Here is a 21,639-nt window from a genome sequence, read left to right as displayed (position 1 = left end):
GGCGAACCGCAGCTGCGGCCCACCTGAGGCGTCCCGCCGATGTCGTCTGAAAGTACGACCTGCCGCTCCTCCGAACGTCGTCACATTCTCTCGCGCCCGCCCGTCAGGTGTTCAGACGAACGAGATCGAGAACCCGGACCGGGTTGAACGAAGGAGCAGCGCATGTCCAAGGTCGCCGTCATCGGAGCCACCGGACGCGTCGGCAGGCACGTCACCGACGTCCTCACCGAACGCGGCCACGAGGTCGTGGCCGTCTCCCGCGCCAACGGCGTCGACATCGTCACCGGCGCGGGCCTGGCCGCCGCGCTCGTGGACGTGGAGGTCGCCATCGACGTGTCCAGCACCCCCTCCTTCGACAAGGACGACGCCACCGCCTTCTTCCTCGCCTCCGCGGCGAACCTGCACGAGGCGGGCCGGAAGGCCGGCGTCGACCGGATCGTGTCGGTGTCCATCATCGGCATCGACGACACCGTCACCGGCTACAACGCCGCCAAACTCGCCCACGAGGACGCCCTCCTCGACGGCCCGCTGCCGGTCCGCATCGTCCGCGCCGCCCAGTTCCACGAGCTCGTCGGGCAGATGGTGACGTGGGGGACGCAGGGCGGCACCGCCTACGTCCCGCGCATGCGCACCCAGATCGTGGCCGCCCGCACCGTCGCCGAGACCCTCGTCGACGTGGCCTTCGACTTCGACTCGGCCCCCGCCGGGATGCCGTTCCTGGAGATCGCCGGTCCCCGCGCCGAGGACATCATCGAGCTGGCCGCGCTCTACGCGGGCGACACGCTGTCCATCACCCCCGTCACCGCCCCCGAGGAGGACCGCGCGATCTACGAGGACGGCGGCCTCCTCCCCGGCCCCGGCGCCCGCCTCGCCGGTCCCACCTACGCCGAGTGGCTAGCCTCGGAGGCGTGAACCGACGTCCCGAGCTCGCGGAGTTCCTCCGCACCCGCCGCGCCCGGCTGCACCCCGACGACGTGGGGTTGCCGCCGGGCTCCCGGCGCCGCACCCCCGGGCTGCGCCGCGAGGAGGTCGCGGTGCTCGCCGGCGTCGGCGTGTCCTGGTACACGTGGCTGGAGCAGGGGCGCGACATCGGGGCGTCCCCGCAGGTCCTGGACGCCATCGCGCGCGCCCTGCGGCTCAACCCGGCCGAGCGGCGGCACCTGCACGTCCTCACCGGACTGCCCGCGCCCACCGCCGAGCCCGTGGACCGTCCCGTGGAGGCCTCGCTCCAGCGCTTCATCGACGGCTGGCTGCCGCGCCCGGCCTACGTCATCGACCGGCACTGGAACTTCCTCGCGCTCAACCGCGCCGCCGAGGTCGTCTTCGGGCACGGCGTGGACTCCCGCAACTGCCTCTACAGCTTCTTCACCGACGTGCGCCAGCGCGTCCTGGTGCCGGAGTGGTCGGCCAACGCCCGCCAGCTCGTGGGCCTGTTCCGCGCCGAGGCCGCGCTGTTCCCCGGCGACCCCCGCTTCGCCGAGATGGCCGACGACCTCTCGGCGGTGTCGGAGGAGTTCGCCGCGCTCTGGGCCACCCACGACGTCGCCGCACCCGAGCCGGGCCTGAAGGCCGTCCACCACCCCGCCGTCGGCGACCTGCTGTTCGAGACGGTGACCCTGGACGTCCCGTCCCGCCCCGGCGACCGCCTGATGCTGTACAACCCCGTCCCCGAGCACGCCGAGCGCCTCGACCGGCTCATCCTGGTGGCCGCGGACCCCGGATAAGGAGCGTCAGCCGGCCGCCTCTCCCGGCCCGCAGGCTGGTGACATGACTCGTTTCGAGAACCGCATCGCACTCATCACCGGCGGCACCAGCGGCATGGGCTACGACACCGCCCGCCGCCTCCTGGACGAGGGCGCGCAGGTCGTCATCACCGGCCGCTCGCAGGACCGCGTGGACGCCGCCGTCGCCTCCCTCGGCCCCGGCGCCTCCGGCCTCGCCGCCGACACCGCCCGCCTGGACGACGTCGGCCGCCTGATGGCCTTCGTCGCCGAGACCCACGGCCGCCTCGACGTCCTCTTCGCCAACGCCGGAGTCGCCGGCTTCGCGCCCGCCGCCGAGGTCACCGAAGCCGACTACGACCGGGTGATGGACGTGAACCTCAAGGGCCTGTTCTTCACCGTCCAGGCCGCCCTGCCGCTGCTCACCGACGGCGCGTCGGTCGTGCTGAACGCGTCCTGGACGGCGTCGCGCGGACTGGCCGTCGCGCCCGTCTACTCCGCGTCCAAGGCCGCCGTCCGCAGCCTCGCCCGCACCTTCGCCGCCGAACTGGCGCCCCGCGGCATCCGCGTCAACTCGATCAGCCCCGGCTACATCACGACCCCCATGTCCGACGCGGCCCTCGACGACGCCGGCCGCGCGGCGGCGACCCGCGAGGTGGCCGCCGGGCGCTTCGGGACGGGCGAGGAGGTCGCGGGGGTGGTGGCGTTCCTGGCGTCGGGCGACGGGAGCTACGTGAACGCGCAGGACGTGGTGATCGACGGGGGGTTGGTGGGGGTGGCGGTGTAGTACGACGTTTGCCGGGTTCACACCCGGCAAACCTCTCGGCTCCGCACACACAGCATCATTCGTCCTGTTCGTACACCTGTCCAGATCCGGGTGGTAAAGGATCCGCACGTACGATCATCTGGTCCGTCGAACGTGAGCTGCCCCAGGTCTCGACGACGGTCCGTCCGGCACCCGCGATCTCGCGGTCGGCAGTACATGCGATACGCAGATGAACCCGCCCGGCCCGACGGGGGGAGTATCTCGGTCGCGTTTGAGGCAGGATTGCCTCTGCCCGGGTGCCAGTGCCCACTTGACGTGCGAGGAGTCGTGCCGATGCCCACCAACGTTTTCGATGTGGTCGAGATCTGTGCCGGGGCGGGAGGACAGGCCCTTGGGCTTGAGCACGCGGGCTTCGAACATCGCCTGGCCATCGAACTCGACTCCGACGCGTGTGCGACCCTGCGCATGAATCGACCTGGGTGGGCGGTGGTGGAGGGCGATGCCGCGGATCCATCCGTGTGGAACCCAGCCGATCACAAGGGGGTGGCGCTCCTCGCCGGTGGCGTGCCGTGCCCCCCCTTCACCATCGCAGGCAAGCAGCTCGGGGCCAAGGACGAGCGCGACCTCTTCGCTTGGGCCATCGAACTCACCGCGGTCATGGAACCCCGCGCCTTGATGCTGGAGAATGTCCGGGGCCTGAGTGCCAAGCGGTTCGCCGCCTACCGTCAGCACGTTCTCGACCGCCTCGGTGAGCTCGGCTACATCTCTGAGTGGAAACTGCTCCAAGCCTCCGACTACGGGGTCCCTCAGCTGCGACCCCGATTCGTGCTCGTCGCTCTGCGCCGCGAGTACGCACCGTACTTCTCCTGGCCGGAGCCGCAGGGAATTACACCGACCGTGGGCGAAACCCTCAAAGACCTCATGGGCGCCAACGGGTGGGCGGGCGCGGAGGCATGGGCCGCCAAAGCCGACCGGATCGCTCCGACGATCGTCGGTGGATCGAAAAAGCACGGTGGCGCGGACCTCGGCCCTAGCAGGGCGAAGGCAGCCTGGGAACTCATGGGTGTCAATGGATGGGGGGTCGGGGACACCGCGCCCTCCGCCGACATGTCCGAAGACCTCTTGCCAAAGCTCACCTGTGAGATGGTCGCCCGCCTGCAGGGCTGGAACACGGACGATCGGTTCCAATGGGAGTTCACCGGACGCAAAACGGCCAAGTATCGACAGATCGGCAACGCGTTCCCACCTCCGGTCGCCGCGGCGATCGGACAATCGATCATGCGCGCGCTCAAGCAGGAGGGCGAGCAGCGGGAGCTACTGGAGGCGACCGAGGTCGTCCATGACCCGGTCTATCGGGTTCTCCGCAAAACCGAACGGTTCCTGACTCTCCAGCAGATCAACCGCGAAACCCGGCTGAATCTGGATGAGGCCGCCCTTGAACGCCGCCTCAGTTACATCAGGCAGGACTTCGAGGTGGTGGTACAACAGAAGACGACCGGGCTCGCCTACCGGATCGAGGACTTCAAAGCATTTCTCGGACAGCGCGACCATGATCGCCACCAGCTCTTCGAGACGAACCGTTCGACGATCAGCTAGAACCGGGTGGTTCCCGACCCGCCCAGATGCAGCCCGCGGCCGAGGCCGTCATCACCGGCGGCTCGCCGATCTGCCCGGGCGGTTCCGCGCCTGCGTCCAGTGCCGTGGTCTCAGACCAATCGGCGGTGACCGTCATATAGATCGGGTTGCGCACACACCACGATCCCGGCGCCCAAAGGCGCCGGGATCAGGTGGTGGTGGTGCGATATAGGTCTACTGCGCCGCGACCGCTCCGCCGAGGCTGCCCGCGTGGGTGCCCGCGCCCAGACCGAGCGCGTTGCCGGTCGTGTTCGCGGGGACCTGGACGGGGGCCCAGAGCTGGTTGCCGTTGCCGAGGACGCCGTTGCCGAGGCTGGTCAGGTCGGCCACGAGGTCGTCTTCGCCGGCGGTGGTGACGGTTCCGTTGGACAGGTTGGTCACCGGGGTCACGGCGGGGAGGAGGCCGGCGCCGGGGAGGCCGGAGAGGACTCCGGTTCCGGTGGAGGCTCCACGGGTCGCGGGCAGGATCGTGGGTCCGGCTCCGCAGGTGGCGTCGGCGGCGGACACGATGGCGATCGCGTTGCCGCAGACGTTGATCGGGATCTGGACGGGGACGGCGAACTGGTTGCCGTTCGCCGCTCCGTTGTTGACGGCCGTGCGTGAGGACGGGACGCCCTCGGCGGCCAGTGCGCCGGATCCGGCGCAGGTGGCGTTGGCCGTCGCCAGCACCGATACCGAGACACCGCATACGTTGATGGGGATCTGGATCGGGGCCAGCAGTTGCGTGCCGTTCAGGACACCGTGGTTGCCCATGGTGTGCATGGACGCCTGGGGCCCGGCGAGGACGGCCGTGCTCGATCCGCCGACGCAGCTCGCGTTGGCGGCGCCGAGGACGGTGACGGCCACGCCGCAGGCGTTGACCGGGATCTGGGTGGGCAGCTGGAGTTGCGTGCCGTTGAGGATCCCGGCGTTGTCGTGGGCGTGCATGTCGGCGATGCCGCCGGGCCCGATGAGGGCCGCGGCGGAATTGCCGAGGCACGCGGTGCTCGCAGGGCCGCCGAGGCCCAGCCGCGTGCCGCACAGGTCCACCGTGGACTGGATCGGCGACAGGACCTGGGTCCCGTTGGCGCCGAAGCTGTTCCCGCCGGACATGAGCTGGGCGGCATTGGCGACACCGCTCCCCGCGATCAGCAGCAGCCCCGCCGCGATCACACCCGCCCGGACGGTCGTGCGGGCCCATGCCTTCTTCATGGACTCCACATCCTTCCTACATGGTCGTTTACCGAAGAGGACCGGGGCCGGGTGGAGACGGAGCTCTCGCCTCCATCCGGCCCTGACACCTTCAGTGCTTCAGCCCCCGTGACGGGCCGATCCGGCTAGCGAACTAGCCGAGGACGCCCGCGAGGGAGCTGACGGCCGACTTGGCCGACTTCGCCATGGACGCGGGACGCGCGGCGGGCTTGACGGCGGCCTTCGGCTCGTCGTGGTTCGAACCGGCCTGGGCGGTGGCGTCGCCCTTGCAGCCGGCGTTCGAGGTCGCGATGACGCCGATGGCGTTGCCGCACACGGTGACCGGGGCCTGCGCGCCCGCGCCGACCTGGTTGCCGTTCAGCACGCCGTAGTTGTCGCTGGTGTACATGTTCGGCGTCAGGCCGGGCTTCGCGACCGCGTGGACGGTCCCGTCGCAACCGGCGTTGGCGCCACCGAGACCGGCGGCGGCGTTGCCGCAGACCGCGATGGGCGCCTGGCCGATCGCGGCGGCCTGGTTGCCGTTGCCGAGACCGTAGTTGCCCCAGGTGACCAGGTCGTAGCTGCGACCCGATTCGGCCTTGGCGGACTCGATGTTGCGCTTGCCGAGGTCGGCGTCGGCGCGGCCGGTGCAGCCGGCACCGGTGTTGGCGACCAGCGCGACGGCGTTGCCGCAGCCGGTGGCCGGGATCTGCACGGTGCCCGCGGCCTGGTTGCCGTTGGCGAGACCGTAGTTCTGCGACGTCCACAGGTTGTTCAGCTGGTCGCCGGTGATCTGCGAGGAGACCACACCGTCGCACCAGGCGTTGCCGCCGCCACCGGCCACGGCGGAGTTGCCGCAGACCGCGATGGGCGACTGCCAGGCCGCGACGGCCTGGTTGCCGTTGCCGGCGCCGTAGTTGCCGTAGGTCGACAGGTCGGCGGCCTGAGCGGCGCCGCCCGCCAGCAGCAGGAACCCGGCGGCGATGATACCGGTGCGAGTGACCTTGCGGGCGAGGCTCTTCTTCATGAGAATCGTGCCTTCCTTGACTTCTTGGAATTGCGCGTGACTGCGTGGACTATTTGCCGGTCCTGGCGTGGCCGGGTGTTTCTTTGGCGACTTTCATTTGATACAGCGCATCGACCGCGTGCCGGATCGATGTGGACCCGATCAGTTCTGCTGCTACCCGTTATTGGCGGGGTTCATCGGGGAACCCGGGCATTCCGCGGGGAAAGAGCAACGGTCGGGCCGTCCGGCACCAACGCTCAAAAGGGAGGCGTCGACCAGCGCTCTTTCCGAGCGGGTCAGACTAATCGGGGGAGACGGCCGGGTCGCTGATCCAGATGGACAGCGGACCGTAGGCGGCCGTGGCCGGCGCGACGCGGTTCAACCGGGCGTCGGCCAGAAGGTTGTTGCTGGCGGTGGCGGCGCCACCATCGTGCATGGTGGCCCCGGCACCGCTGCCGGAGAGCGCACCACCGGTGACGAACCCCAGGTCAGGGGTCGTCGGGAGCCGCAGCGGCAGGGGACCGAACGGGTGGCGACCCGTCATCCCCGAACTGACCGCGGCGTCGTGCGACGAGTTTCCGCGCTCGGCCCCGGGCCGGTACTCGGCGGAGTACCGGGCCGTGTGGAGCAGAGCCTGCGCGGGGGTGACACGGTGCCGGTTCGCGGCGTCGTGCGCGTCATCGGGCCGCTCCGCGAAGGTCCCCAGTACTCCCCCGGGAAGGTCCGGGACGATCGGGGCGACCTGCGCGAGTGAGGCGCTCATCGGTGTGACGACTGTGGCGACAGGCGTCGTCACGCGATTGAGCACGCCGACCACGGGCTGTGTGACGGCGCCCATGCCATCGGTCATCGGCGACACCGTCTCGGTGAGCGGGTCGATGACCGGGCGGGCCGCACTCGCCAATGGCGCGCTGACCGGCCGCATCAGCCCGGCGATGGGCGACAGCGGCGCGGATGGTGCGGCGACGACACCGTCGAGGCCAATGGGCTCGACGGCGTCCTCCACGAGACCGAGCGGCGCGTCACTCGTCGGTACGGCGCTCTCGCTCGTGGAACCGGACTGGCCCTTGGGCCAGGTGTCTTCTTCTACTCGGGAGGTGTTCCCTTGCCCGCCCTCGGTGTCCGTTGAGACTCGCAGAGCCTCTCCGCGGGCGTTTCCGCATGTCACCACCGAGCTCTCGGCCGACCTCGGCACCGACGTCCCGGCGGCACCTTCGACAGGGGCATCCAGGAGCGGCGAGCCGATGACGTCCAGCTGGTTCGACTGGGTCGGATATGCGGCCTGCACCGACGTTGCAACGGCCTCGCCGAGCGAGGATGCCGTCATGGGTGCGAGGTCGACCGGCGAGAAGTCGTCGGTGACGGCGGCGTGGGCGGCGGCGGCGCTGAGGCACCAGGCCGTGCCGGCCAGACCGGCGATCAGCAGGCCGCGAACGAACGCGGCCAGGGGACGACGGCGCGACGTGCGGGCGCGACGAATGTCGCCTCCCATACGGTCGCGAACCGACACAGTGACCCCTTCGTGATCGACGGCCGAGTGCCTACCGGAAGAACTCCGGTGAGCACTCTCTGTCCTATCAACGAAGGGGCCCCAGAATGGGTAACGCCCTGGCTTAGTTTTTTTCCCGGGAAATCTGCGGCAGGCGCGGACCGGCCCGCAGGACTCCGCTCGGCAGCTCTCGCCCGACTATTTCCTGAGCGAGCCTCGCCACCTCGATCAGTTCCGGCAAATTGACGCCGGTCGCTATTTCCATGTCCTGGAGCATGTGCACGACTTCCTCGGTCGCCACGTTCCCGGTCGCGCCCGGCGCGTACGGGCAGCCGCCGAGTCCACCGACGGAGGCGTCGAATTCGGTGATGCCGTAGTCGAGCGCGGTGAGGATCCCGGCGAGGGCCGTCCCGCGCGTGTTGTGGAAGTGCAGCAGCAGCGGGACATCGGGATGCCGCGCCTTCACCAGGTCCAGCAGCCGCGCCACCCGCACCGGGGTCGACATGCCCGTGGTGTCGCCGAAGGACACCCGGTCGGCCCCGTCGGCGACCACCCTGTCCACGATGGACGCCACCCGCTCCGGCGGCACGTCCCCCTCGTAGGGGCAGCCGAAGGCGGTGGAGATGATGACCTCCGCGCTGGCGCCCTCATCGTGCAGCAGGGAGATGAGGCCGGTGATGTCGTCGAGGCTGTCCTCGGTGGACCGGTTCACGTTCCGCAGGTTGTGGGTGTTCGAGGCCGACACGACCACCTCGATCTCGGTGAAACCCGCCTCCAGGGCCCGGTGCGCGCCCTTGGTGTTGGGGACCAGCGCCGAGTACCGCACGTCCGGGTTCTTCTCCGCCCGCGCCCACACCTCGGCCGCGTCGGCCATCTGCGGGATCGCCTTGGGGTGCACGAAGCTCACCGCCTCGATGCGCTTCACCCCCGTCCGCGAGAGGGCGTTGAGGAGGCGCACCTTGTCGTCGGTGGGCACCGGGTCCTCGTTCTGCAGGCCGTCCCTGGGCCCCACCTCGCGGATGGAGACCTCGGCGGGGAACTTCTCGAAGTTCATCGCATCCTCCCGACGATGCCGGTGTCATAGGCGCCCGAGGTGAACTCGTCGTTGTCCAGCAGCTCCAGGAAAAACGGCAGGTTCTGCTTCGGCCCGGCGATCCGGAAGTCCTTCAGCGCCTCCCGCGCCTTCGCCAGCGCCGACGCCCGGTCCGGCCCCGACACCACGAGCTTCGCCATCAGCGAGTCGTAGAAGCGCGGCACCGTGTTCCCGTCGCCGTACCCGGAGTCCACCCGCACGCCCTCGCCGGACGGCTCCACCCACTCGGTGATGACGCCCGGCCCCGGCAGGAACCGCTTGGGATCCTCGGCGTTGACCCGGAACTCGATCGCGTGCCCGGACGGCTCGCCGACCTCGATGCCGGGATCGCGTCCCTCGGCCACCGCCAGCTGCGCCGCCACCAGGTCCACCCCGTAGACGGTCTCGGTGATCGGGTGCTCGACCTGGAGGCGCGTGTTCATCTCCAGGAAGAAGAAGTCGCCGGACTCCACGTCCAGCAGGAACTCCACCGTCCCCGCGTTGCGGTAGCCCACCGCCTCGCCCGCCTTGCGCGCGGCGTCCATGAACCGCGCCCGCAGCTCCGGCGTCAGCGCCGGGCTCGGCGTCTCCTCCACCAGCTTCTGGTTGCGGCGCTGGACGGAGCACTCGCGCTCGCCGAGGGTCAGCACGCGCCCGTCGGGCAGGCCGAGGATCTGCACCTCGACGTGCCGGACGCGCGGGTAGAAGCGCTCGATGAGCACGTCGGCGGAGCCGAAGAGGCGCCCGGCCACGCCCTGGATCTGCTCGAAGACCTTCGGGAGGCCCTCGGCGTCCTGCGCGACGGCCATGCCCATGCCGCCACCACCGGCGGCGGCCTTGACCATCACGGGGTAGCCGACCTCGGCGGCGCGCGCGATCGCGGCGTCCACATCGGCCACCGGCTCGCCCGTGCCCGGCGCGACGGGGACCCCGGCGGCGGACATGATGTTGCGCGCGTTGATCTTGTCGCCCATGGCCTCGATGGCCTCGGGGGACGGCCCGACCCACGCGATGCCGGCCTCGATGACCGCGCGGGCGAAGCCCGGGTGCTCCGAACCGAACCCGTAGCCGGGGTGGATCGCGGCGGCGCCGGTCTCCTTGGCGGCGGCCAGGATCGCCTCGTAGTTGCGGTAGGACGCGGCGGGGTCGGCCGGTCCGATGAGGACGGCCTCGTCGGCCTCGCGGACGAAGGGCAGATCCGCGTCGGCCTCGGAGTGCACCGCGATGGTGCGCACCCCGAGCTCCCGGGCGGTCTTGATGATCCGGCGGGCGATCTCGCCCCGGTTGGCGATCAGCAGCGACTCGAACACCAGACCACCTTAACGGTCGTTAGGTAGATCGCGCCAGATGCCACGAGAGGAGCCGCGACAGCAGCGACTCGAACACCAGACCACCACAGTGCCCATCTCAGGGGCCGTTAGGTAGATCGCGCCAGATGCGGCGAGAGGAGCCTCGACAGCAGCGTCACGTCACCCCCAGAGCCGCGCTACTCCCCGACGAGCGCCCCCAGGGCCGCCCGGCGCAGCAGGCGGGTGGTCTCGGCGCGCTCGGTGTCGGCGATGCGCCCGATGTAGGGCGTGGAGTTCATCAGGCCGAAGGCGGCGTGGGCGAGCACGCGGGCGCCCGACTCGCCGAGTCCGGGACGCAGGGCGACCAGGACGGCGACCCATTCCTCCACGTACTGGCGCTGTAGGCGGCGGATCTCGCGGCGGGACTCGTCGGGCAGGCGGTCCAGCTCGTGCAGGTGGAGGGCGATGACGGCGGGGTTGGCCAGCGCGAACTCGACGTGGAAGTCGACCAGCGCCTCCAGGGCCTCGCGGGGGGCGGTGGCCGAGGCGACGCGGGCGCGGCCGCCGTCCAGGAGGCCCTGGCTGACCGGGCGCAGGGCGGCCACGAGCATGGCCTCCTTGCCCTTGAAGTGGTGGTAGAGCGCGGGGCCGGTGACCGCGACGGCGCGGCCGATGTCGTCCATCGACACGCCGTGGTAGCCGCGGGCGGCGAACATCCGCACGGCGACCTCAAGGATCTCTTCGCGCCGGGTGCGGGGTGCGGTGCTGCTCATTCCGATGAGATTAGCCCCATCGGGGATAAGACTGAACGGTCGTTCACCAGCTGGGACGTCACGGGGTACTCGCGGGTAGGTGAAGGCCTTGTGAACAGTGGGGATACCGCGCCGAATGGTGAAGTTTGTCCACTACTCGGGTTTGCAGCATTGGCGGCGTGCGGGAGGCCGAGGACTTCATTCAGGACGTGCACGCCCACCACCGGGCGGCGCTGCTGTGGCGCGTCCGGCAGTGGACGGCGGGGGACGCGCAGCTCGCCGAGGACGTCGTGCAGGAGACGCTGATGCGGGCCTGGACGCGCCGGGGCAGCTTGACGTGCGTGGCGGAGGAGCTGCGGCCGTGGCTGTACACGGTGGCGCGGAACCTGGTGATCGACGCGCACCGGCGGCGCGCGGTGCGTCCGTACGAGTCGCTCGGGGACGGTGACGAGGAGCCGGTGGCGGCCTGTCACGCCGAGGCGGTGGCCGACCGGGTGGCGGTGGTGTCGGCGATGCGGCGGCTGTCGGTGGCGCACCGGCGGGTGGTGGAGCAGGTGTACCTGTGGGGACGCCCGATCGGCGAGGTCGCGGTGGAGCTGGGCGTGCCGGCCGGGACGGTGAAGTCGCGCCTGCACTACGCGATGCGGACAATGCGGCGGGAGCTGCAGGGACGGGCCTGAGCTGCGCGTTCACGCACGTGACGCATACCACCTGTGGGTATGGAAGTTCCCGTAGAGTGTCGGCGTTGCAGCGGACACGAACGAGGAGGCTTCACATGAGGTTTCGGATTCCGCGGGTGATGGGCGCGGCCTACCAGGCTCTGGAACAGGTCGAGCAGACCCTGCGGCAAGAGGACACCCTCGCGCACGAGATCCGCGAACTGGCCAAGATCAGGGCCTCGCAGATCAACCGGTGCGCGGTCTGCCTCGACGTGCACATCCGCGAGATCCTCTCCATCGGGGTGCGGCCGGAGAAGATCTTCCAGCTGGAGGTCTGGCGCGAGTCGCCCTACTTCGACGAGCGGGAACGCGCGGCGCTGGAGCTCACCGAGGCGGTCACGCGCATGGGTGAGGACGGCGTCCCCGACGACGTGTGGGCGGTGGCGGAGAAGCAGTTCAGCGAGGTCGAGCTGGGCAACCTGGTCATGACCATCTCGCTGATCAACGCGTTCAACCGGGTGAGCGTCACGGCGAAGGCGCAGCCCCGGGTCCGCCAGTACTTCTAGCCGATGGGTGCGGGCCTCGCTTCCCGAGTGCGAGGCCCGCGGCGTGCCACCACGCACCATGGAACATATCGGGCATTTCATCCATTGACGATCATGACTCGCCGGGCATCACTCTTTTGAGGGACGTTCCCAGCGCGGGTCGCGGCCGGACCTCGCCAGCACGCACTCGAACGCGCCGGCGTCCTCCGGCACCTGAACCTCTTCACCGAAGACGCCCATCTGCCGCGCCGTCGGCGCCATGTCGTCGACGAAGCCGCGCAGGGCGTCCACCGCCCGGGGCGCGGGGACGAACTCTCGTCCCGTGCCCCGGGCCAGGTCCCACGCGTGCAGCGTGAGGTCGAGCAGGACCATGCGCGCCACGACCGGCTGGGGCATCCCGAAGCCGGGCGAGACGCCGTCCAGCGCGCCGGGGGCGGACCAGGCCTCGGCCAGTTTCGCGGCCTCCCCGGCGAAGCCGCGCTTCCAGCCGGGATCGGCGAGCGCGTCGGGGGTCGTGGACCAGTCGGGCGTCTCGCGGCGGGCGAGGGCCTGGAAGTTGACCACGACCTGGTGGAGGTGGTTGGCGAGGTCGCGGACGGTGAACTCGGCGCAGGGGGTGGGCGCGTCGAGGTCGGTGTCGGCGATGCCGTCGATGACCGGGAGGGCGGCGGTGGTCGCCTCGGTGAGCAGCTCCTCGACCGGGACGTCTTTGACTTCTTCGCTCATGTGTTCTAACTTAGTGGTCGGGGTGGCGGGGGTCTTGAAGAAACGCGACAGCTTTCCGGCCGAAGCGGCGTTCGACCTAGGCTCGATGGTGTGAGCGAACCGCGTCGTGACACGAGGGGGATCGTCGATCCCGCCGGGTTGATGACGCGTGTCCGCTTCCGCCGCCATGCTCCGCACGCGCGGCTGGCCGGGCTGGTGGAGCACTACTGGTTCATCGACTGGGATCTCGACGAGCCCTATGAGTCGCGGGTGGTGCCGCATCCGTGCGTCAACGTGGTGTTCCAGCGCTATGACCCCGCCGGGGCCTTCGGTGAGGTCTCGGGGGTCGGCCGGCGGCTCTTCGCGATCAAGCTGGAGGGCACCGGGCGGGTGTGCGGCGCGCAGTTCCTTCCGGGCGCGTTCCGGGCGTTCACCCGTGAGCCGGTGTCGGCGCTGACCGATCAGCGGCTGCCGGTGGGCGAGGTGCTGCCCGGGGCGGATCCGGCGTCCATCGTGGACGCCGCCACGCCCGGGGCGCGGGTGGCGGCCTTCGACGCGTTCCTGCTGGGGTGCGTCGATGAGGAGCCCGACCCGGCGCGCGATCGTGCGATGACGCTGGCCGCGCGCGTCCGGCGCGACCGCTCGCTCATGCGCGTGGAGGAGCTGGCCGAGCTGGACGGCTCGACCCCGCGCACGCTCCAGCGGCTGTTCGCCGAGTACGTGGGCGTGAGCCCGAAGTCGGTGATCATGCGGTATCGCGTGCAGGAGGCGGTGGAGGCCGCCGGGCCGGACGTGGACTGGGCGCGGGTGGCCGCCGAGCTGGGTTACGCCGACCAGGCGCATCTGGTGCGCGACTTCCGGGCGATGCTGGGGATCTCCCCGGCGGCGTTCGTGCGGACGACGGAGGGTTAGGCCGCCTCGTCCCTGGCCGCCCCGGCCAGGATGGCGTCCAGGAGTCCCGGGTAGCGCGCGTCGAGGTCCTCGCGGCGTACCGAGAGCTGGTACTCGCGTCCGTGCTGGTGCTGCCAGATCACCCCGGCGTCGCGCAGGACGCGCCAGTGGTGGGTCATGGTCGATTTCGCGCTGACGCCGATCTCGGCGAGGAGGTTGCCGCAGTTGCGGTCGCCGTCCTTGTCGAGGCTGCGGACGGCGGCCAGGCGGACGGGGTTGCCGAGGGCGGACAGCACGGCGTCCACGCGGATCGCGTCGCGCTCGGGATGCCGGAAGCTCATTCTTTGACGGTACCGCGACATTCGAACCTCCCTGCGTGTGACGGGGGTCGCTCTTGACACTCACGTTCCCGGCGACGATTGTTCGATCGTACGCAAGTATTAGTACTATCGAATCCGGAGTCTTCCCATGCCCCGCTCCCGACCGGGACTCGTCCTGGCGCTGCTCGCCCTCGCGCAGCTGATCTTCGCCCTCGACCTGAACATCGTGTTCGTCGCGCTGCCGCGCATCGGAGAGGACCTCGGCTTCCCCGGAGCGACGCAGCAGCTCGTGGTGAGCGTCTACGTCGTGTTCGCCGGCGGCTTCCTGCTCCTCGGCGGGCGCGCCGCCGACCTGCTGGGGCGCCGCCGGGTGTTCATCACCGCGCTGGCGCTGTACGCGGTCTCGTCGCTGGCGGGCGGACTGGCGTCCGACCCGTCGGTGCTGATCGCGGCCCGCGCGATCCAGGGCGTGGGCGGCGCTCTGCTGCTGCCGTCGACGCTGGCGCTGCTGAACACGCTCTTCGAGGAGGGCCCGCGGCGCAACCGCGCGCTGGCGGTGTGGGGCGGCGCGGGCGCGAGCGGGCTGACGCTCGGCGCGCTGCTGGGCGGCGTCCTCACGCAGGCCTTCGGCTGGTCGGCGGTGTTCTACGTGAACGTGCCGCTGGCGGGCGCGGTGGCCGTCCTGTCGCTGCTGTTCATCCCGCGTGACGCGCCCCGGGCGGAGCGCAGGCGCTTCGACCTGCCGGGCGCGCTGACCGTCACCGGCGGCTCGACGCTGCTGGTGTTCGGCCTGGTCGAGGGACCCGAGCTGGGCTGGACGAGCCCGTGGGTGCTGGGCGGCTTCGCCGTCGCGGCGGTGCTGCTGGCCGCCTTCGCGCTCATCGAGGCCAAGGGCCGCGACCCGCTAATGCCGTTCCGGCTCTTCCGCAACCGGCACCTGAGCGTGGGCATGACCGTCACCTTCGTCTTCATGGGCACCTTCGGCGTCCTGCCCTACTTCCTGACCGTGCTGATGCAGTCGGTGCACGGCTACTCCGCGCTCCAGACGGGCCTGGCGTTCCTGGTGCCCTCGCTGGCCATCGCGACCGGGACGCAGCTCGGCGAGCGCCTGGCCACACGTTTCGGGACGCGCGCGACGCTGATCGTGGGGTTCGCGCTGGGCGTGCCGGGGACGGTGCTGATGGCCTTCGGTTTCAGCGCGGACGCCGGTTACGGCCTCCTGGCGCCGGGCCTGATCGTCTCGGGCGTGGGGCAGGGCATCGTGTGGACGGCGATGTGGATCGTCTCGGCGACGGGCACGCCCGCCCATGAGCAGGGCATCGCCAACGGCATCGCCTCGACCACCTTGAACATCGGCAACGCGATCGGGCTGGCGGTGTTCACCGCGATCGCCGACGCCGGGGTCGCGGGCGTGAGCGGGGACGCGTTGCGCGCGGCGACCGCCGATGGCGAGTTCCTGGTCGTCCTGCTGACGGCGGCGGGCATGGCGGTGGGGCTGCTGGTGACCTTCGCGCTGTCCCGGGTGGCCTCGCGGCGGGTGGTGGAGCAGAGCCTGGCGGCCTGAGGGGGTGGCCCGGACGGGGGACCGGGCCACCCCTGGGGTGGTCCACGCAGGGACCCACCGTCCCGGCGGCGGTCCGGGACGGTCGTTTCGCGCCGGGGCCGGCGGGGGTCGGGGGAACCCCCGCCGGCGGCCCCGCGCCGTGAGTCGCGGGGCAGGCGGGCGGCAATGCCGCTACCACCGGAAGTCGCTAGCCCGTGCTCTCCGGTGGGCGACGCCGGTATGGCAACCCGGCATCGGAAACTCTGCCGGAAGCTTTTCGGACAGTCAATACCCAAGCGGTCGGAAATATTCTTTCACTGACCTTTACCCGTAAAAACGGCATAATGCTCGGGCGGAACCGTCTCACCGGGGACTCCGCCTTTCACCCGCGACAGCGTCCGGGCGGGCGGTGTTGTTACACCCGCCCGGGGGGTGTCACGGGGTGAATCGCATGAGGCAGGCTGTAGGCGTGAGGCCCCCGCCCCCCGAGACCGACACAGAGCTGTCGGCGTGCGTCGACGCGGCGCGGTCCGGCGATGAGGACGCCTTCCGCGCGCTGTTCCGGGCGGTGCAGCCGCGGCTGCTGCGGTACCTGCGGGTCCTGGTGGGCGCCGACGCCGAGGACGTCGCGTCGGAGACGTGGCTGCAGATCGCGCGGGACCTGCGCGGCTTCAAGGGCGACTTCGACGGGTTCCGGGGCTGGGCCGCCACGATCGGGCGGCACCGGGCGCTGGACCACGTCCGGCATCAGCGGCGCAGGCCGGCCGCGCCCGTCCCGGATGAGGATCTGACGGATCTGGAGGCGCCCTCGGACACCGCGGCGATGGCGGTGGACGCCCTTTCCACGGATGCGGCCTTGACGCTGATCGCCTCTCTGCCCCAGGATCAGGCGGAGGCCGTCCTGCTTCGCGTCGTCATGGGGCTGGACGCCCGATCCGCGGGCAAGGTGCTGGGCAAGCGCCCGGGCGCCGTCCGCACCGCCGCGCATCGCGGTCTGCGCCGCCTGGCCGCGCGGCTGGGCCCGGACGCCGACGCGCGGCCGACCGATCCGATGATCCCCGCAGGGGCGCTCACCCCCAGGGACGCGACATGACCCGCTTGACCCGGCACGACGCGCGCCGGATCCTCGACGGACGCGACCGCTCCGGGCGCCTGGGGGCGCTGCTGGACGCGGCCGCCGCTTCCGCGCGCCCTGCGGAGCTGGGCGGCGAGGACGACGTGCTCACCGCGTTCCGCGCCGCCCCGCGGCACGCCGTCCGGCCGTCGCGGCGGTTCCTGGCGCGGTTCGTGGTGGTGAAGGCCGTCATCGCCGTCGCGCTGCTCGGCGGCGTGGCCCTCGCGGCCAGCTCCAGCCTCACGCCCGGTGGCGAGGGGTCCCCGGGGCAGCCCGTCGCCGAGGGCGGCCGGGCCGATCCGGCGCCGAACACGCCCACGGAGCCGGTGGAGACCCCGACCGCGCCCACGCCGTCCCCGTCGGACACCTCGATCAAGCCGTTCAAGGGCGAGGACGGCGAGGACCCGCCCGAGCCGGGCAGGCCCTCGGGCAAGCGGCTGAAGCAGTTGTGCCGGCTGTTCCTGGACGACCCGCGCGGGGCGAGGGCCGAGAAGGACTACCCGGGGCTGGAGGAACGCGCGGGAAGCCTGGAGCGCGTGCGGCGGTTCTGCGAGCGGCTCCTGGGCGAGGGCGGTGACGACGGGGACGGCAAGGGCGAGGATCCGCAGGACACCAACCCGTCCCCGAAGCCCTCGGCCTCGCACGAGGACACCTCCGGCCCGGGTGGCCCCCACAACGGACCTCAAGGTCACAAGGGACTTTCAGCCCGTTCGGACGGGACTTACGTAGGCTGACGCGGAGACCGTTTTCCCCACTATGAATGGGGAATGATCCGGGTTTTCCTGCTCGATGACCACGAGGTCGTACGCCGCGGGCTGTGCGAGCTCCTCCAGCGTGAGGGCGATATCGAGGTGGTCGGCGAGTCGGGGCTGGCCACCGAGGCCCGCCGCCGGATCCCCGCGTTGCGGCCCGACGTGGCGATCCTGGACGCCCGCCTGCCCGACGGGAGCGGGATCGAGGTGTGCCGCGAGGTCAGGGCGGCCGTGCCGTCGGTCCGGGTGCTCATCCTCACGTCGTACGAGGACGACGAGGCGCTGTTCGCCGCGATTATGGGCGGCGCGGCTGGGTATGTGCTCAAGCAGGTGCGCGGCACCGATCTCGTGGACGCCGTCCGCAAGGTCGCCGAAGGCCGTTCGCTGCTGGACCCGGTGGTGACGTCGAGGGTCCTGGAGCGGATCAGGCGCGGGCCGGAGGATCCGGTGGAGCTGCGCACCTTGACCGAACAGGAGCGGCGCATATTCGTCCTGATCGCCGAGGGACTGACCAACCGGCAGATCGCCGAGCGGATGTACCTGGCGGAGAAGACGGTGAAGAACTACGTGTCGAGCCTGCTGTCGAAGCTGGACCTGGAACGCCGCACACAGGCGGCGGTCCTGGCGACCAGGCTCCTGGGCGGGCCCGGGGGCAACGGCGGCGGGCGGCACTGACCTTCGGCCGGGCTCTTCAGGACGTAACGCCGTTTCACGTGGAACATTGAGACGGGAGCGTGATGATCATGAGCGGCGAGATCACCGAGAAGATCGGCAAGTCCGACACGATCGTGGTGGGCGTCGACGGTTCGGACGCCTCCAGCAGCGCCATCGTCTGGGCCGCCCGCGAGGCCGCGCTGCGCGGCCTGCCGCTGCGGCTCGTGCACGCCGTGGTCTGGTCGATGATCGACACGCCGATGGACCTGGCCGCCTACGGCATCCCCCGCGAGGACCTGCGCGCCGGCGGGGAGGCCATCCTCGCCGAGGCCGCAGACGCCGCCCGCGCTGCCGCGCCCGGGGTGTCGGTCAGCACCCACATGGAGGTCGCCGGCCCGGCGGGCGCGCTGCTCACCGCGTCCGAGGACGCCGAGCTGCTGGTCGTCGGCAACCGCGGCCACGGCGGCTTCACCGGCCTGCTCGTCGGCTCGACCGCCGTCCAGGTCACCGCGCACGCCACCTGCCCCGTGGCGGTGGTGCGCCCCGACCGGCCCGACACCGGGTCCGGCCCGATCGTGGTCGGCGTCGACGGCTCCCCCGAGGCGGGCAACGCGCTCACGTTCGCCGTCCGCGAGGCCCGGCTGCGCGACTGCCCCGTCGAGGCCGTCTACGGCCTCGACGACGACCAGCCCGCCGATGAACTGGCCTCGGCCGAGCGGCTGCTGGACAAGGCCCTGCTGGAGCAGGACGCGGCGGGCGTCAGCCTCACCGCGCGAGTGGTCCGCCGCCGCCCCACGGAGGCGCTCATCGAGGCCACCAGGACCGCGTCGCTGGTCGCCGTCGGCGGACGCGGCCACGGCGGATTCCGGGGCCTGCTGTTCGGCTCGGTCAGCCACGCGCTCATCCACCACGCCGAATGCCCGGTGGTCATCGCGAGGGACGGCGTCTAGCCCTCCAGCGCGCGCACGAGCCGGGCGGCCCAGCCGTCCGGCTCGCCCTCCACCCGGGGATACTCGGCCCGGAACTCCTCCCAGTCGTGGATGTCCAGGTCCAGCAGGTCCTCGGGCTCCCAGTCCCCGGCGTCCTCGATCTCGTCCCGCAGCATCTGGCGCACCAGCCCGGCGTCGACCCGCACGGCCTCGGCGAGCAGCACGGCGTCGTAGAGGTCCTTGCCCTGCGGGTACATGTCGCTGGCGAGCCACATGAGCTTCCACGCCAGCGACAGCTCACGCGTCGCCGCCAGCACCGGCCGCTCCACACCCGGCACGATCAGCTCCTCCGGCGGCAGCGGCAACTCCTCGCCGAACACGACATCGACCTGCACCGTCCCCCCGTCGTACGGGAAGACCAGCCGCCGCCCCTCGGCCCGCTCGTAGGTCCAGATCTCGCCGGTCCCCGCGTACTCCGCCCGCAGGCCCGGCCCCGGGTCGGCGTAGACCAGGTCGACCAGCGCGTCCATGAGCGCCTCCCCGGCCTTGGTGTCCGGCCTCAGCGTGTGCGGCACGACGACGAAGTCGAGATCCCCCGGCTCACGCGCCTGATCGCCGAACCACGCGCCCATCGCCGCGCTCCCGCGCAGCATCAGCCGCGGCGCCAGCTCCGAGCGCGACACCACGTCCAGCACATGGTTCATGGCCGCCCGCCGCGCCGCCCACCACTGAAGGCGCCGCGCCTCGTCCGCGATGACCGCGCTGACCCGGAACCCGTGCGAGTAGCCCTTGAGCGCCGGATCGAAGACCGGCGACTCGGCCACGCCCTCTTTGCCGACCGGCATGTAGGAGCCCGGCCAGTCCTGCTCCGGCGGCTCGCCCAGCCTCGGCGTCACCCGGTCCGGGTTCGCCCACAACGCCCCCGGCGCGAACCACCCCCGGTCCTCACCCAGATTGTCGTCGTGCACCACCCACACCGACTCGACCCCGTCGCCGAGCAGGACCCCGTCATGCCGCGAGGTCAGCGTCGCCACCCCGTTCACCACCGAGAGAGCGGTCAGCGGCGGCAGCGGATCGGGTACCTCTCGCACCGCGACCCTGTACTCGCGGTACAGCGCCTCCTCCTCGTCGGCGAGGCTCTCGATGCGCGACCGGACCACCCAGTCCCCCAGCGGCGCGAACGCCAGACTCAGCTCCCGCTCCCGCTCATGCGCGGCCTCCGCCGAGGGGAGTCCGCGTTCGACGACCCGGTGCCGCGTCGGCAGGACAGTGCCGGGATGCTCGACGACCTCGTACTCGGCCCCGAGTTCGCGGGCGGCCTCGGCCGGGCGGTCCATGCCCCAGAGGGTGAGGCGGATGGTGTACATGAGCTCACTCCAGTCCGCACGCGGCGTTCAGCCGGTCGATCCACTCGCCGGGACGCCCCGGCAGGCCCGCCGCGCGCCACCGGTCGTCCGCGGGGGCGTGCTCGGACCAGCGGGGTGGCAGTTCCACGAAGTCGTCACGCCAGACCGCCTCGAACACACCCCGCGACAGCTCCAGGTCCACCCGCGGCGACTCGGCGAGCAGGACGGCGTCGTACAGGTCCTTCGGCTCCGGATGGCCGCCCTCCAGCCATCGCAGCTTCCAGGCCAGCTCCAGCGTGGGCGAGGCCGCCGGCACCGGGACACCGTTCACCGGCAGGATCTCGGGTTCCGCCCACAGGATCTCGCCGAAGACCACGTCGATGCGCCCGCCCGGGTAGCCGAGCCGCCGCCCGATGGCCTCGCCGTCGGCCCACAGGTCGCTCTCGCTCTCCGGCGGACCGAGGACGCGGGTGAGCCCGTCCATGATCGCGTCGCCATCGGGTGAATGCGCCTCGATGTAGGCGTCGGCGACCACGTAGTCCACATCGCCCGGCCGCCGCGCCCGGTCGCCGAACCACAGGCGCATCGGGACGCTGCCGCGCAGCACCAGCTCTCCCGCCAAGGGCGAGCGCGCCACGCGCGCGGCCATCTCGAACAGGGAAGCCCAGTTCACGACAGCCAGCCCGCGTCCAGCCCGATCCGGTCGTCGAGGACCACGTACTCCTCCTCGACCTCGGCGATCTTGTGGTGCGTCAGCGCCGCCAGCAGCCCGTCGAGGCGCGCGCGGGCCGTCGAGCGGCCCACGCCGTGGCAGCGCTGGGTGACGAAGCGCTCCAGGACGCCGTCGGCGCGGGTCCGGCGGGCGTTTCGCGAGAGGCGGGCGCCGTGGAGGCTGACGACGGTCGTCAGGGCGTCCACATCGGAGGCGGGCGGCAGCAGCAGCTTGATGTGGTGTTCCCAGTAGAGGTCCGGGTCGGCCTCGACGTCGCTCTCGGGGAGGCCGTCGGTCCAGGGCGCGGCCTCGATCTTCGTGCGCACCACCTGGACGCCCTGGGCGTCCAGCAATGTGGTCAGGCGTGCGGCCAGCGCCCGCATCTCGGGGAGGGTGCCCTTGGCGGAGCGGGTGAGCATCGGCTGGAGGGGCGTGAGCCCGCGGTCCAGTTCGATGCTGGTGTACTTCGCGCCCAGCTCGTCGGCGATGGCGGTGAGGTCGCGGTCGGTTACGGCCAGGGTGAGGTGGAGCTCGAAGTCTCCCGAGAACTTGGGCACCCGCAAAAGGGT

23 protein-coding genes are annotated in these 21,639 nt (G+C 71.3%); 12 read left to right on the top strand and 11 right to left on the bottom strand.

From position 1 onward, the window contains the following. The first annotated feature begins 162 nt into the window (after positions 1-162). From QSK10_RS29735 to QSK10_RS29720, 4 genes are all read left to right on the top strand, one after another. Complete coding sequence (locus tag QSK10_RS29735; RefSeq protein WP_285666671.1) at positions 163-912, top strand: SDR family oxidoreductase; 750 nt, start codon at positions 163-165, stop codon at positions 910-912. Continuing rightward, complete coding sequence (locus QSK10_RS29730) at positions 909-1,724, top strand: helix-turn-helix transcriptional regulator (RefSeq protein WP_285666669.1); 816 nt, start codon at positions 909-911, stop codon at positions 1,722-1,724. The genes QSK10_RS29735 and QSK10_RS29730 overlap by 4 nt, the downstream gene beginning before the upstream one ends. A 43-nt stretch (positions 1,725-1,767) precedes the next feature. After that, entirely contained in the window at positions 1,768-2,508 is a 741-nt protein-coding gene (locus tag QSK10_RS29725; RefSeq protein ID WP_285666668.1) for an SDR family oxidoreductase, read from the top strand. Between the two features lie 312 nt (positions 2,509-2,820). Then, entirely contained in the window at positions 2,821-4,083 is a 1,263-nt protein-coding gene (locus QSK10_RS29720; RefSeq protein ID WP_285666667.1) for a DNA cytosine methyltransferase, read from the top strand. 213 nt (positions 4,084-4,296) lie between these two features. On the opposite strand, the gene QSK10_RS29715 is transcribed toward QSK10_RS29720, so the two are convergent. The 6 genes from QSK10_RS29715 to QSK10_RS29690 all read right to left on the bottom strand — a co-directional run bounded on the left by QSK10_RS29715 (position 4,297) and on the right by QSK10_RS29690 (position 10,921). Continuing rightward, a complete protein-coding gene (locus QSK10_RS29715; RefSeq protein WP_285666666.1) occupies positions 4,297-5,313 on the bottom strand; it encodes a chaplin family protein in 1,017 nt (338 codons plus the stop codon). Positions 5,314-5,446: 133 nt separating this feature from the next. After that, positions 5,447-6,319, bottom strand: a complete 873-nt coding sequence (locus tag QSK10_RS29710) for a chaplin family protein (RefSeq protein WP_285666664.1) — start codon at positions 6,317-6,319, stop codon at positions 5,447-5,449. Between the two features lie 280 nt (positions 6,320-6,599). Then, positions 6,600-7,808 (bottom strand): hypothetical protein, encoded by a 1,209-nt coding sequence (locus QSK10_RS29705; protein ID WP_285666662.1) that lies wholly within the window; start codon positions 7,806-7,808, stop codon positions 6,600-6,602. A gap of 103 nt (positions 7,809-7,911) precedes the next feature. Further along, the gene (locus QSK10_RS29700; protein ID WP_285666661.1) at positions 7,912-8,841 is read right to left on the bottom strand and encodes a hydroxymethylglutaryl-CoA lyase; all 930 of its coding nucleotides are present in this window, start codon (positions 8,839-8,841) and stop codon (positions 7,912-7,914) included. Continuing rightward, the gene (locus tag QSK10_RS29695) at positions 8,838-10,169 is read right to left on the bottom strand and encodes an acetyl-CoA carboxylase biotin carboxylase subunit (protein WP_285666660.1); all 1,332 of its coding nucleotides are present in this window, start codon (positions 10,167-10,169) and stop codon (positions 8,838-8,840) included. Before QSK10_RS29695 ends, QSK10_RS29700 begins: the two co-directional genes overlap by 4 nt. Positions 10,170-10,345: 176 nt before the next feature. Beyond that, a complete protein-coding gene (locus QSK10_RS29690) occupies positions 10,346-10,921 on the bottom strand; it encodes a TetR/AcrR family transcriptional regulator (RefSeq protein ID WP_285666659.1) in 576 nt (191 codons plus the stop codon). 158 nt (positions 10,922-11,079) lie between these two features. Here QSK10_RS29690 and QSK10_RS29685 point away from each other — a divergent pair, with 158 nt between their 5' ends. Continuing rightward, positions 11,080-11,580, top strand: coding sequence for a sigma-70 family RNA polymerase sigma factor (locus QSK10_RS29685; RefSeq protein ID WP_285666657.1), 501 nt, complete (start codon positions 11,080-11,082; stop codon positions 11,578-11,580). Between the two features lie 95 nt (positions 11,581-11,675). Further along, positions 11,676-12,125, top strand: a complete 450-nt coding sequence (locus QSK10_RS29680) for a carboxymuconolactone decarboxylase family protein (RefSeq protein ID WP_285666655.1) — start codon at positions 11,676-11,678, stop codon at positions 12,123-12,125. 108 nt (positions 12,126-12,233) lie between these two features. Here the strand turns inward: QSK10_RS29680 and QSK10_RS29675 are convergent, their stop codons facing one another. Further along, the gene (locus QSK10_RS29675) at positions 12,234-12,830 is read right to left on the bottom strand and encodes a TIGR03086 family metal-binding protein (protein ID WP_285666653.1); all 597 of its coding nucleotides are present in this window, start codon (positions 12,828-12,830) and stop codon (positions 12,234-12,236) included. 90 nt (positions 12,831-12,920) lie between these two features. Here QSK10_RS29675 and QSK10_RS29670 point away from each other — a divergent pair, with 90 nt between their 5' ends. Further along, entirely contained in the window at positions 12,921-13,721 is an 801-nt protein-coding gene (locus QSK10_RS29670; protein WP_285666651.1) for a helix-turn-helix domain-containing protein, read from the top strand. On the opposite strand, the gene QSK10_RS29665 is transcribed toward QSK10_RS29670, so the two are convergent. Next, on the bottom strand, positions 13,718-14,041 hold the full coding sequence (locus tag QSK10_RS29665) for an ArsR/SmtB family transcription factor (protein WP_285666649.1): 324 nt from the start codon (positions 14,039-14,041) through the stop codon (positions 13,718-13,720). The genes QSK10_RS29670 and QSK10_RS29665 overlap by 4 nt on opposite strands. Before the next feature lie 127 nt (positions 14,042-14,168). Here QSK10_RS29665 and QSK10_RS29660 point away from each other — a divergent pair, with 127 nt between their 5' ends. The 5 genes from QSK10_RS29660 (at position 14,169) to QSK10_RS29640 (ending at position 19,033) form a co-directional block, all read left to right on the top strand. Further along, positions 14,169-15,584 (top strand): MFS transporter, encoded by a 1,416-nt coding sequence (locus QSK10_RS29660; protein ID WP_285666647.1) that lies wholly within the window; start codon positions 14,169-14,171, stop codon positions 15,582-15,584. Positions 15,585-16,032: 448 nt separating this feature from the next. Next, positions 16,033-16,656, top strand: a complete 624-nt coding sequence (locus QSK10_RS29655) for an RNA polymerase sigma factor (protein ID WP_285666645.1) — start codon at positions 16,033-16,035, stop codon at positions 16,654-16,656. Next, positions 16,653-17,411, top strand: a complete 759-nt coding sequence (locus QSK10_RS29650) for a hypothetical protein (protein WP_285666643.1) — start codon at positions 16,653-16,655, stop codon at positions 17,409-17,411. The genes QSK10_RS29655 and QSK10_RS29650 overlap by 4 nt, the downstream gene beginning before the upstream one ends. A gap of 33 nt (positions 17,412-17,444) precedes the next feature. Beyond that, positions 17,445-18,104, top strand: a complete 660-nt coding sequence (locus QSK10_RS29645; RefSeq protein ID WP_285666641.1) for a response regulator — start codon at positions 17,445-17,447, stop codon at positions 18,102-18,104. Between the two features lie 68 nt (positions 18,105-18,172). Further along, positions 18,173-19,033 (top strand): universal stress protein, encoded by an 861-nt coding sequence (locus tag QSK10_RS29640; RefSeq protein ID WP_285666639.1) that lies wholly within the window; start codon positions 18,173-18,175, stop codon positions 19,031-19,033. On the opposite strand, the gene QSK10_RS29635 is transcribed toward QSK10_RS29640, so the two are convergent. From QSK10_RS29635 to QSK10_RS29625, 3 genes are read right to left on the bottom strand one after another with little or no spacing between them, the layout of a single operon-like run. Continuing rightward, positions 19,030-20,379: a nucleotidyl transferase AbiEii/AbiGii toxin family protein gene (locus QSK10_RS29635; RefSeq protein WP_285666637.1), complete on the bottom strand. Its 1,350-nt coding sequence runs from the start codon at positions 20,377-20,379 to the stop codon at positions 19,030-19,032. The genes QSK10_RS29640 and QSK10_RS29635 overlap by 4 nt on opposite strands. A gap of 4 nt (positions 20,380-20,383) precedes the next feature. Continuing rightward, on the bottom strand, positions 20,384-21,031 hold the full coding sequence (locus tag QSK10_RS29630) for a nucleotidyl transferase AbiEii/AbiGii toxin family protein (RefSeq protein WP_285666634.1): 648 nt from the start codon (positions 21,029-21,031) through the stop codon (positions 20,384-20,386). Continuing rightward, positions 21,028-21,627, bottom strand: a complete 600-nt coding sequence (locus tag QSK10_RS29625; protein WP_285666631.1) for a hypothetical protein — start codon at positions 21,625-21,627, stop codon at positions 21,028-21,030. The genes QSK10_RS29630 and QSK10_RS29625 overlap by 4 nt, the downstream gene beginning before the upstream one ends. Positions 21,628-21,639 lie beyond the last annotated feature (12 nt).

The sequence above is a fragment of the Actinorhabdospora filicis genome (assembly GCF_030269765.1).
Taxonomy (GTDB): domain Bacteria; phylum Actinomycetota; class Actinomycetes; order Mycobacteriales; family Micromonosporaceae; genus Actinorhabdospora; species Actinorhabdospora filicis.
The sequence above is the reverse complement of the archived record's forward strand: the minus strand, read 5'-3'. Positions and strand labels throughout refer to the sequence as shown.

Excerpts from the sequence above, each read along its gene's own strand:
- QSK10_RS29700 (WP_285666661.1), bottom strand. The coding sequence starts at position 8,841 with ATGAACTTCGAGAAGTTCCCCGCCGAGGTCTCCATCCGCGAGGTGGGG.
- QSK10_RS29650 (WP_285666643.1), top strand. The coding sequence starts at position 16,653 with ATGACCCGCTTGACCCGGCACGACGCGCGCCGGATCCTCGACGGACGC.
- QSK10_RS29715 (WP_285666666.1), bottom strand. The coding sequence starts at position 5,313 with ATGAAGAAGGCATGGGCCCGCACGACCGTCCGGGCGGGTGTGATCGCG.
- QSK10_RS29660 (WP_285666647.1), top strand. The coding sequence starts at position 14,169 with ATGCCCCGCTCCCGACCGGGACTCGTCCTGGCGCTGCTCGCCCTCGCG.
- QSK10_RS29720 (WP_285666667.1), top strand. The coding sequence starts at position 2,821 with ATGCCCACCAACGTTTTCGATGTGGTCGAGATCTGTGCCGGGGCGGGA.
- QSK10_RS29680 (WP_285666655.1), top strand. The coding sequence starts at position 11,676 with ATGAGGTTTCGGATTCCGCGGGTGATGGGCGCGGCCTACCAGGCTCTG.
- QSK10_RS29640 (WP_285666639.1), top strand. The coding sequence starts at position 18,173 with ATGAGCGGCGAGATCACCGAGAAGATCGGCAAGTCCGACACGATCGTG.
- QSK10_RS29710 (WP_285666664.1), bottom strand. The coding sequence starts at position 6,319 with ATGAAGAAGAGCCTCGCCCGCAAGGTCACTCGCACCGGTATCATCGCC.
- QSK10_RS29635 (WP_285666637.1), bottom strand. The coding sequence starts at position 20,379 with ATGTACACCATCCGCCTCACCCTCTGGGGCATGGACCGCCCGGCCGAG.
- QSK10_RS29665 (WP_285666649.1), bottom strand. The coding sequence starts at position 14,041 with ATGAGCTTCCGGCATCCCGAGCGCGACGCGATCCGCGTGGACGCCGTG.
- QSK10_RS29735 (WP_285666671.1), top strand. The coding sequence starts at position 163 with ATGTCCAAGGTCGCCGTCATCGGAGCCACCGGACGCGTCGGCAGGCAC.
- QSK10_RS29645 (WP_285666641.1), top strand. The coding sequence starts at position 17,445 with ATGATCCGGGTTTTCCTGCTCGATGACCACGAGGTCGTACGCCGCGGG.
- QSK10_RS29725 (WP_285666668.1), top strand. The coding sequence starts at position 1,768 with ATGACTCGTTTCGAGAACCGCATCGCACTCATCACCGGCGGCACCAGC.
- QSK10_RS29675 (WP_285666653.1), bottom strand. The coding sequence starts at position 12,830 with ATGAGCGAAGAAGTCAAAGACGTCCCGGTCGAGGAGCTGCTCACCGAG.
- QSK10_RS29690 (WP_285666659.1), bottom strand. The coding sequence starts at position 10,921 with ATGAGCAGCACCGCACCCCGCACCCGGCGCGAAGAGATCCTTGAGGTC.